Origin of the sequence: Pseudoalteromonas umbrosa, assembly GCF_030125375.1 — a bacterium.
Classification (GTDB): domain Bacteria; phylum Pseudomonadota; class Gammaproteobacteria; order Enterobacterales; family Alteromonadaceae; genus Pseudoalteromonas; species Pseudoalteromonas umbrosa.
Genome location: NZ_JASJUU010000004.1, coordinates 540,181 through 550,293 on the forward strand (window position 1 = coordinate 540,181; position 10,113 = coordinate 550,293).

9 protein-coding genes, 1 tRNA gene and 1 rRNA gene are annotated in these 10,113 nt (G+C 39.4%); 5 read left to right on the forward strand and 6 right to left on the reverse strand.

Translation table 11 applies throughout. The annotated features are described in order from the left end of the window. Nucleotides 1-15: 15 nt before the first annotated feature. Nucleotides 16-198, reverse strand: coding sequence for a helix-turn-helix domain-containing protein (locus QNM16_RS17095; protein WP_039611793.1), 183 nt, complete (start codon nucleotides 196-198; stop codon nucleotides 16-18). A 209-nt stretch (nucleotides 199-407) separates the two neighbouring features. Here QNM16_RS17095 and QNM16_RS17100 point away from each other — a divergent pair. Continuing rightward, nucleotides 408-482: transfer RNA gene (locus QNM16_RS17100), tRNA-Arg, on the forward strand. Between the two features lie 31 nt (nucleotides 483-513). On the opposite strand, the gene QNM16_RS17105 is transcribed toward QNM16_RS17100, so the two are convergent. The 3 genes from QNM16_RS17105 to recQ all read right to left on the reverse strand — a co-directional run bounded on the left by QNM16_RS17105 (nucleotide 514) and on the right by recQ (nucleotide 4,411). Further along, complete coding sequence (locus tag QNM16_RS17105) at nucleotides 514-2,205, reverse strand: BamA/TamA family outer membrane protein (RefSeq protein ID WP_284021618.1); 1,692 nt, start codon at nucleotides 2,203-2,205, stop codon at nucleotides 514-516. 70 nt (nucleotides 2,206-2,275) lie between these two features. Beyond that, a complete protein-coding gene (locus tag QNM16_RS17110) occupies nucleotides 2,276-2,575 on the reverse strand; it encodes a DUF3630 family protein (RefSeq protein WP_284021619.1) in 300 nt (99 codons plus the stop codon). 12 nt (nucleotides 2,576-2,587) lie between these two features. Further along, complete coding sequence (recQ, locus tag QNM16_RS17115) at nucleotides 2,588-4,411, reverse strand: DNA helicase RecQ (protein WP_417710132.1); 1,824 nt, start codon at nucleotides 4,409-4,411, stop codon at nucleotides 2,588-2,590. 258 nt (nucleotides 4,412-4,669) lie between these two features. Here recQ and rarD point away from each other — a divergent pair, with 258 nt between their 5' ends. Next, on the forward strand, nucleotides 4,670-5,572 hold the full coding sequence (rarD, locus tag QNM16_RS17120) for an EamA family transporter RarD (RefSeq protein WP_284021621.1): 903 nt from the start codon (nucleotides 4,670-4,672) through the stop codon (nucleotides 5,570-5,572). Nucleotides 5,573-5,611: 39 nt separating this feature from the next. Here rarD and QNM16_RS17125 read toward each other — a convergent pair whose 3' ends face one another. Both QNM16_RS17125 and QNM16_RS17130 read right to left on the reverse strand, forming a co-directional pair. Then, on the reverse strand, nucleotides 5,612-6,847 hold the full coding sequence (locus QNM16_RS17125) for a response regulator (RefSeq protein WP_237138418.1): 1,236 nt from the start codon (nucleotides 6,845-6,847) through the stop codon (nucleotides 5,612-5,614). A gap of 177 nt (nucleotides 6,848-7,024) precedes the next feature. Then, on the reverse strand, nucleotides 7,025-7,399 hold the full coding sequence (locus QNM16_RS17130; RefSeq protein WP_284021622.1) for a MaoP family protein: 375 nt from the start codon (nucleotides 7,397-7,399) through the stop codon (nucleotides 7,025-7,027). 84 nt (nucleotides 7,400-7,483) lie between these two features. Between QNM16_RS17130 and QNM16_RS17135 the strand changes: the two genes are divergently transcribed. The 3 genes from QNM16_RS17135 to QNM16_RS17145 form a co-directional block, all read left to right on the forward strand. Beyond that, nucleotides 7,484-8,332 (forward strand): LysR family transcriptional regulator, encoded by an 849-nt coding sequence (locus QNM16_RS17135; protein ID WP_284021623.1) that lies wholly within the window; start codon nucleotides 7,484-7,486, stop codon nucleotides 8,330-8,332. A gap of 165 nt (nucleotides 8,333-8,497) precedes the next feature. Continuing rightward, nucleotides 8,498-9,436, forward strand: coding sequence for a porin (locus QNM16_RS17140; RefSeq protein WP_284021624.1), 939 nt, complete (start codon nucleotides 8,498-8,500; stop codon nucleotides 9,434-9,436). Nucleotides 9,437-10,003: 567 nt separating this feature from the next. Next, nucleotides 10,004-10,113, forward strand: a 16S ribosomal RNA gene (locus tag QNM16_RS17145); the annotation flags it as partial.

Below are 10,113 nucleotides of genomic sequence, written 5' to 3' on the forward strand. Positions count from 1 at the left end.
ACGAGGCATTATGCGTTATATTCCGCCTAGCCTTTTGGCTAGCTCTTTATATTTTTCAACATCTTCCTTGTCAAAAATTGGCTCTCCATTTTCATCATGTTCTTTGGCAACGAGCAAGTTTTCTCTTGCCAGGCGCCTTACACGCTCCACTTTTACACTTAAAAATTCAGCAACTTGCTCAGTGGTCATAGGGGTCATAATACAAATCCTCAAGATGATGTTGGTAGCTTCGCTACTAAGATCTAATTACATTTATTATTTTTGAACTTTAATCATAGCTAAATATATGACTTTTGGCGTAGTTAGTAATGTTTTTTCATATTTAGTTTAATAAATAGGCATACGAACGCATCGAAGCTGGTATTTCAATGGAGATGTGATTATCATGGAGACGCTTAAAGTACTGTGCTCTCGTGGTGAAATGGATATCACGTGGCTCTCCGGAAGCTAAGTTACAGGTTCGATCCCTGTCGAGAGCGCCAGTAGATTTCAAACATATCTATTTTCTTGATCTTAAAATCGATTTTTTACCGTAAAATGCCACTGCAAGTTATCAACTCCTTCTGGTTTGTCTATGGGGGCTGCTAAATCTAAATGCAAGACTAAGCCTGAGTTTGCTCTGCTCGGTGCCATTCGTATACCAAACCCAATGTTTTTATGAAACTTATGGTTAGCATTAAATAAAGTTTTTCCATCGACACGGCCGATATCAAAATACGCGGCACCTCCAACTTTAAATAGTTGGAATAGGTCATATTCCCAATAGTACCTTTTTTCGATATTTAAAATGATGCGCCTATCACCCTGTAAATATCGAGCAGGGAAACCTCTAAGGCCTGTCTCACCGCCGAGTGTTAACTGTTTATCTTCTGTGAGGTGCTTGCCGTGAGTGATGTTTAGTTGAGTGTACCAAGATTGATAGTTACCTGTATTAAGGTGATATTCTATGTTGAGCTGTGTGATAAGGTTTTCAGCTTCATCACTTTCAATGTTCCAATATCCATCGAGAGTAAAATTGAGTCTGAGCAAGCTTTTTGTGCTGGTGTGGTGGGTCTTGCTGAGTGATGTGTTAAACACCCATCTTGTATCGTCATTGCTAATTGACTCATCTGAGTAACCAATTTGTGTATTTATATTCCAGCCTAAATTCAAATCTTCAGTGCGGTAAATCGAGTCAAAGTTTCTGACTTTAATGTATTCTGTTTGTAGCCACTGCACTTGAAAGTAGGGGTAACTGAGTTTGCGCTGCTCTGCAATCGGTAGTTTAGTTTCTTTTATTTGTCTGAATGCATCTTGTTGTTCTCGGTAGCCAAAAATGATTCTGCGTGTCCAATTCGTATGCATTGCTTTACCAATACCATAATAAACTTGGCTAACTTGCGAATCTTGTTCAAACTCAGAAACAGTTTCTCCATTTTCATATAGAGGTTCAATACGTTTGTTACCATAATTAAAAAAACCATAGCTTTTTGGTGTATGTGTTGAGAAAAATGGATAGTTAACACCAATATGATGGCGTTCCCCGTCATCATTATCCGAATACTCTAGCCTTCCTCTGTATCTAGAAGATAATATATTTGGGTCATCGTATACAAATAAGTAGCCGCTTCGGTCTGCATCTTCTATGTGTGTTAATGATAATCGCTTGCCATAGCCAAATAGGTTACTTTCTCTAAAGCCTATGCGACTTGAGTTTTCACCGCCACTGCGGCTAAAGCTTAGATCAGGTAACAGAGTCCAAAGGTCACGTGTCACCACAGTAACTATTATATTTCCATTGCAGTCTTCTTCAGCAAAAACTCTCGCATCATACAGATAAGATTGCTGCCGAAGTAATCGTTCAGACTCGATTAAAAGTTGCGGATCATAGTCGCTGTGTTCGCTAAATAATAAGACACTTTTAATTACATCAGGTTTGGTTGTTATATGTGCTCTATTTGCAAATCGAAATAAGGCGTTGTCTTCTTCTGGTAATGAAGTGTCGAAGACATTGAGTTGATGAAGCTCAATGGCACTGATCTTGGCATTTTTTTTATTTGGTAAGGAATACTCAGAGCTGAGCTCTAAACTATAGCTATGTGGTGCTTTTTTTTGTGTTTTACAGTGACTCTCTGACGTCGAGTGCCGATGTGCCGCGACCGTTATGGCTGCACTCGATGCAGAGTTTATTAAAAAAAGAAAAAAGAAAAACCTAAATTTCACCATAAATATGCCTAAAGCCACTGTTATTATCAGTATGGCTTATGTTAGGCATACCTGCTTAGGCAAGTCTATCTTATTGTTGTAAATTCAAACAAAAATGCTCAAGTAGGCTAGGTAAAAGTTGGGTTGCAGCTGCGCCCTCCGGCGTGATCCAAATGCTTTCGCTATAGTACTCAAAGTTGAGAGAGAATGATTGTTGTAAATAAGTAAAGCGCCATTGATGGCGATCAGCACCTTCGTTAAACTCTATGGTTTTCAACTTATCAATCGCTAAGAAAATACTTCCCCATAATTGAAAATCATCACTATCCGGAAACAAACTGGGTATAACTTGTAAGGTATTTTCATCGTCTAGTTGAATGATATTTGTCATGCGTTCCTCTGCTTATTCCGCGGCTAAATAATTGCGGATCAATTGCATAAATGGGGCGCCATATTTAGTGAGCTTGGTAAAGCCAACACCTGAAACTTTTAAGAAGTCACTGTCGTCAGTTGGCATTTTCTGGGCCATTTCTGCAAGTGTTTTATCATTAAATACAACATAAGGCGGCACATCATCCTGATCTGCCAATTCTTTGCGTAAGCTGCGAAGTTTAGCAAAGAGTTTCCTATCATAATTAAATTGAGCGAGTTTATCTTGATATACGTGGCTGGCTTGTAACCTAGGTTCTGCCAAGTTTAGTGCATACTCGCCTTTCAATACTGCTCTGGCTGCTTCTGTAAGCTTTAAAGTCGCGCCTTGCGTAATGTCTTGGGACAATAAGCCGTGGTGTATAAGCTGTCTTAGCACACTAAGCCAATATTCGTTGCTCTGATCTTTACCAATTCCATATGTACTTAAATTGTGGTGCTGGTTATCACGGATCCGCGCGGTGTTAGCGCCACGCAATAAGTCCACAATATAGCCTAATCCAAAACGTTGTTCCGCACGGTATACGCAAGATAAAGCCTTTTGTGCAACGATGGTGGCGTCAAAGTGTTTGGGTGGATTCAAACAAATATCACAGTTACCACAGGGCTCTCTCTGATATTCACTAAAATAATTTAATAATATCTGTCGACGGCAAGTTTGCGCTTCAGCGAAGTTAGCCATGGCATTAAATCTTTGTTGTTCGACTTTTCGGCGTTGCTCATCAGGGATATCTTCGAAGAAACGTCTAACTCGACCGATATCAGCAGGGTCAAAATACATGATGGCTTCTGCTGCAAGTCCATCTCTGCCTGCTCGTCCAGTCTCTTGATAATAAGACTCTATGCTTTTGGGAATATCGTAGTGCAGGACGAACCGTACATTGGGTTTGTTGATCCCCATGCCAAATGCAACTGTTGCTACCACTATTTGTATATCGTCTCGCGCAAATGCATTTTGTACAAATTGACGTTGTTCATTGTCCATGCCTGCATGATACGCTGCAGCGTTAAATCCACCCTCAGACAGTTTTTCAGCGATTTCATCTACTCGTCTTCGGCTAGAGCAATAAATGATCCCGCTCTGACCTTTCTGAGTTTTTAAATATCGCATTAGCTGAGAAAGTGGTTTGAACTTTTCTTCAATTGTGTAGCGTATATTTGGGCGGTCAAAACTGCCGGTATGGATAAAAGGGCTGTTTAATTGCAGTTGCTGTACTATGTCATTTCTCGTTGCCATATCTGCAGTTGCAGTTAATGCCATAGTTGGAACGGTTGGGAATGCTTGCTTTAATTCATTAAGCCTACAATAATGCGGCCTGAAGTCATGTCCCCAATGTGATACGCAGTGCGCCTCATCAATAGCGAACAATGCTAAGGGCAAGCTGCTTAATCGTTCTAAAAACTCTCTCTGTAGTACCTTTTCGGGGGCAACATAGAGCAGTTTTATTTCACCTGCATGAAGCCGGTGATAGATTTGTTGCTGCTGCTGCCACTCAACACTGTTATTCACAAACTCCGCGGCAATACCTTGTGCCTGTAGTTGAGCTACTTGGTCTTGCATAAGAGAAATTAGAGGGGAGATTACAATCGTTATCCCTTGCAACATAAGTGCTGGAACTTGATAGCAAAGAGATTTACCCCCACCAGTTGGAAGTAATACCAAACTATCACGCCCGCTGAGGCATGCTTCGATAGTTTCTTGTTGCCCCGCACGGAATGTTGTGTAACCGAAATATTCTTTCAGCACCGATTTGGGCGTTAACGATTGTTGAGTTGCTAGCGTTTCCATTGCGCGCATTTTAGAGTGTTTTAGTGTAATTGTCTTCCTTTTATGATTATTCTTAAGTCGGCTTGCGGGACTTTTAATCAAATCTAATTGAGGGATGTTTATGTCAAAAGGTACAGAAGGAGTTTTGATGGCAGGAGAACGATACACCATTGTAAAGAACGCAATGCTTACTTAGTTGGTGTTAATTTTAAACCAACATGGTGATACCTCTTTATATCTGTATAATGCTCGCCTTCATCGCATATGGGTGGTAATTGGGGAAGTGAAATGACTGGTGATTCTCAGGCGAAGCAAGGCTATATATATGCAACACTCGCCTTTATTATGTGGGGCTTAGCACCTATCTATTTTAAGTCTATTGAGCAAGTTGACGCGCTCGAAATCCTTGTGCACCGTGTCGTATGGTCCGTTCTTTTTGTTTTGGTTGTAATAGGGCTTCGAAATAATTGGCGTAAAGTGCGTAGTATCTTGGTTAAGCCTAAGCTCTTAATGATGCTTACAGTTACAGCATTGTTACTTGGCTTTAACTGGGGATTGTTCATATGGGCGGTTAATAACGGTTACATGCTTGATGCAAGCTTAGGTTACTATATTAACCCTCTATTAAATGTTTTTCTTGGCATGCTATTTTTATCCGAAAGGTTAAGAGCTGCTCAAAAGGTTGCTGTATTGCTTGCGTCTACGGGAGTCTTGGTGCAATTGATTAGCTTTGGGTCTTTCCCTTATATTGCTTTTTCGCTGGCATGCTCTTTTGCAATATATGGCCTCTTAAGGAAAAAAATGGCAGTGGAGTCCTTACCAGGACTGTTGATTGAATCAGCTATTCTACTCCCAATAGCAGCTATTTATTGGTTTGTTATGATGCCTAGCCCGACAAGTGATATGTTTATCAATAGCTTAGAGTTAAACTTGCTACTTATTGCTGCAGGCGTAGTAACGACATTGCCACTACTTAGCTTCACAGCCGCGGCAAAAAGGCTGCCATACTCTACTCTGGGCTTTTTCCAGTATATCGGACCAAGTTTAATGCTTATGCTAGCAGTTGTTTTTTATGGTGAATCATTTGATATGGAAAGAGCGGTGACTTTTGCTTTTATCTGGGGGGCGTTGTTACTCTTTAGTTTTGATTCGTGGAAAGCAAGTAAGCTGAAAAGCTCAGCTATGAAATAGACTTTTCTTAATATTTGGCCTTCTAATTTACACTAGTTATTAGAAGGCTATTTGATTTCGCCCAGATTCTTTCGCTACATATAACTTTTCGTCAGCAATTTTTATTAAGGGGTCAATACTTTCGATTACTTTGTCTGCAACGCCAATTGAGACGGTAAATGGAATGTGGTAAGGCGTTAAAGAACTGCTGTTTTTTTCTAAAAACAATCTGAACTGCTCTAACTGTTGAGTATTTTTTTCACTGTCTTGTGAGCGAAATAACACGGCAAACTCCTCTCCACCCAATCTCGCATATAAATCGTGCTCAAAAAATTTCTCAAAACATTCACCAATAGATTGCAGTACTTTATCACCAGCATCATGCCCATGCTGATCATTTATTTTTTTGAAGAAGTCAATGTCGACCATAGCTAACATACAGCCGTGATTTTGACGGCTGTTCATAGTTAATTGTTTGCTAGCGTGTTCAAAAAAGTATCGTCTGTTAGGTAATTGGGTTAAATAATCCGTGTTGGCTTGACGCCTAATTGTGGCTATGTTTTCTAACATGTCGACGTTTTGGCTTAGTCGGCAGTAAAACTCTTCGGGGTTAAAAGGCTTACGCAAATAGTCATTTGCGCCGCTTTTCAAAAAACGTGCAGATAAGTAGGCATTGTCTGTACCTGAGATACCAATGATTGCTTTATCATCATTACTGTATAGGCGCCTAATTTCTGCACAGAGTTCTTCTCCGCGCATATTAGGCATCTCATTATCGGTAATAATAACGTCGATATCAGGGTGATCATTTAATGTTGCTAGCGCTTTTATGCCATCTTCAGCGACATATACTTGATATTTATGCCTTTGTAGTAATGAGCTAATATGTCTTCTGGTAGCTGCTGAATCATCAACAACAAGTACTTTCACTTGCTCGTTCCGGGGTAACCGTTGTAGTTGTCTTTTTAAATATTGATAGGCTTGTTTGTTTTCTTTGGTGATGTAATCAATAACTGGGTACTTATCAACTGTATCCCGGGTGCTTGATTCAAGATTTCCCGTCATGACAATTGTTGGAATATTTGCTTTGACTGTGTATGGGATTGCTTCGCCATTCGCTGCATCGGGCAATACAAAATCCACCACTGCACAAAAATAATTGTGATCGTTGATGAGCCGTTTGGCACTTTCCAAAGTCGTAGCCACATCAACATCATACCCCACTGAACTTGCGATGTGTTTTTGGACTTTTGCGATAGTTGGTGTGTCTTCTATTATCAGCACTTTTCTCAACACATGCACAACCTTAAGAGCTTTTCTTTACTTCAGTTTTAACTGAAAGTGTCAAAAAAGCAATGAAGAAATTCAGATTCATATTAGTAGATTTAAATTTAAATAAGCATTTGTCAGAAACTCTACTAACAAACAGTAGTATTACTAATTCTAGCAGAGCATGTGTATTTTTAATTAAAGTTACTCAAGGCTAACTTCAACTTCTTGTTGTTCGCTTTTGTTTTGAGTATTGGAAAGAGGTTTCTGAATACTCAAAGTATGTACCTTTTGTTTACGTGTAGTTAAGTCTAAATATTTCGCCCAAACTCTTTCAATTCGATTGGAGGGGGGGTGCTGATTGAGAAAGGTATTGATAAATTGCTGTTGAGTGGCGTTTATGGGCTCCAACTTTTGCCGATGTAATTGCAGAAGGAGGTACCCGTGTTGTTGCAACAGCTCAGACTCCAGTAATGTAAAGTGTCCACTTCTAGAAAACCCCCGGGGGAAGTTTGTATCATCATAAAAGGGCTTAGGTGCAGCAAAAGCTTCTTTTAATTCAGCTATAGTCATATCCATGATGTTTTCCTCACATTGTTTGAAAAAGTATGAACCAACAAAGCTGCTTTTTTAAACGAATATTTTTTATTGAAAGGTAGGAGAATGGATAAGGAACTATTAAAAACTTTTGTTGAAGTTTCACAAACTCGTCATTTTGGGCGTGCAGCAGAAAACTTGTATATTACGCAATCTGCAGTGAGCTTTAGAATTAGACAGTTAGAACAAAGCTTAGGTGTTGATTTGTTCGTGCGTCAACGTAATAACATTCAGCTAACGGAGCCGGGAGAGAGGCTGTTAAACCACGCAAAGGTGATTTTAACTGCTATGCATAGAGCAAAATTGGATGTTGCATTGGCCAGTAATAGTCAACAACACCTTTCCCTTTCTGGTGCTCCTAATGTATGGGATGCCTATCTGCATTTTGGTATTAACCAAATTGTCTCATCAATGCCAGATGTATCTTTTGTAGCAGACGTAAAAGCACAGCAAGAGAGTGTCCGCTTGCTGTTAGAACGAGCTTTGGATATTGCGGTGCTATTTGATCCACCAAAGGTAGATGAATTAATCGTTAGACAAGTTAAAAATTTGTCTATAATTCCAGTCAGTACTTTTAAATATACAAATAGAGATGACTTTTTTGGCAAACAGTACGTGTATGTTGACTGGGGGAATGCATTTTCTCTTTGGCATACCAAGCAATATGGAGGGGCTGTGCCTCCTTATTTCCGTACCAGTACTGGTCGTATTGCCCTAGAGCTTATTTTGCAGTGTGGTGGTTCAGCATTTTTACCTAAGATACTCGCGGCAGACTTTATACAAAAACAACAGCTGTTTTTTGTTGAATCTGTAGAGTGTAGCTTTCGTGATGTTTATGTTGCATATCATAAAGGGAATGAGCAGTTAAAGCACATAGAAACGGTCGTAAATCTATTAGCTTCGATTGCAGAGTAAACTCAATTTAGTGTTTTACTTGAGGTTACCTATTTATGACACAAAGCTGAATTTTCAGTTTCAATAAAATGTCATTTTTATTTTGTGTGTAATATTTCTGTCACTTAGTACTGGCAGACTGCGCCTGTCTAATAAATTACGTGTTGCGATATTGAGGAAATACACATGAAACTGACCAAATCAGCATTACTACTTTCGATTCTTAGTGGTTTATCTTTGAACGCTTATGCCGATGTTGATGTATATGGTAAAGCAAACCTATCTGTACAATCTTCTGATGAAGGGGAAGGCTCATTTACTGAAGTGAAAAGCAATGCTTCACGTTTTGGTTTTAAAGGTTCTGAAAAGTTAGACTCAGGGCTGGAAGTAATTTACAAGTTAGAATTCCAAGTTGATGTATCAGATGCTGACTCAAAAGGGGATGATGACAATATTACAGCTCGTAACCAATATGTTGGTTTAAAAGGCAAGTATGGTGAAGTTGCGATAGGTCGTAATGATACCGCCTTTAAACTTTCTCAAGGTAAGCTCGATCAATTTAATGACTTAGAAGCGGATATTAAAAATATCTGGAAAGGTGAAAATCGCTTAGGTGATTCACTTTTCTTTAAATCTGCAAGTTATAATGGTTTTAAGGTCCTAGGTACGTTTATCGCAGAAGATGGTACTGATGGCGAAAATGGCTACTCTGGTGCGCTTACATATGGTGATTCAAAGCTCAAGAAGTCTAAATTCTATGTTGCGCTTGCTGGTGATAGTGAAGTGAAAGGTTATGATGCATTACGTTTATCTGGTCAGTATAAAGCAACTGACGATTTAAAACTTGGTGCTATGTATCAAAAGCAGGAAAAAGTTGACGGAACAGGAACGGCTGATGGTTTCCTATTAAATGCTGCATATAGTTTCGGTGCAAACACAGTTAAGATTCAGTATCAAATGATTGACTACGATGCTGCTGCATCAAAAGATGTAGATGGTATTAGCATTGGTATTGACCATAAGCTTGCGAAAGCTGCAAAACTATATGCCTTCTATTCTTCAGTTGATGAAGATGCAGGAACGGAAGAAGATTACTTAGGTCTTGGTATTGAGTACAAGTTTTAATCAAGTGTTCATCTGATTTCTTTAAAGCCGTACCCTTTTGTGTGTACGGCTTGCTACTTTTAGGCCGTTTTGTCTAAACATCCCCCTTTTTGCTGTTTCTTTGTTCGATTGAACGCGTTGACCACGATTAATTCTAAAAAGCCCTTGTGCTAATCTCAAATCTCCCTATAATGCGCACCCACTGACACGGAGCAACACGCACAAAAGCAAGAAGCAAAGTGAAGGTTAAAGCCAAACTGAAAGCTTAATTGAAAATAAATTAAATTTTCTGGTTGACTTTAAAAGTGAAGCGGTTAATATAGCGCTCCACTTCGCAGCAAGGCTGCGGTAGCTAACCAAGGGTTAGTTACATTGTTCTTTAAAAATATGAAGCAATCATCTGTGTGGGCACTCGTACAGATTGAGTTCTAACAGCTCTTGATTCAGGAGCAAAAGAATTAGAGTCTCAAATGTAACTGAGTGACTATAACAGTCAATTCGTTTTGATTTTACTTTTTTAAAAGTAGAAACAAACAAAATCAGAATTCATTGAGCATGGTTTGAAGTTTACTTCAAACAAAAAACTTTTAATTGAAGAGTTTGATCATGGCTCAGATTGAACGCTGGCGGCAGGCCTAACACATGCAAGTCGAGCGGTAACATTTCTAGCTTGCTAGAAGATGACGAGCGGCGGACGG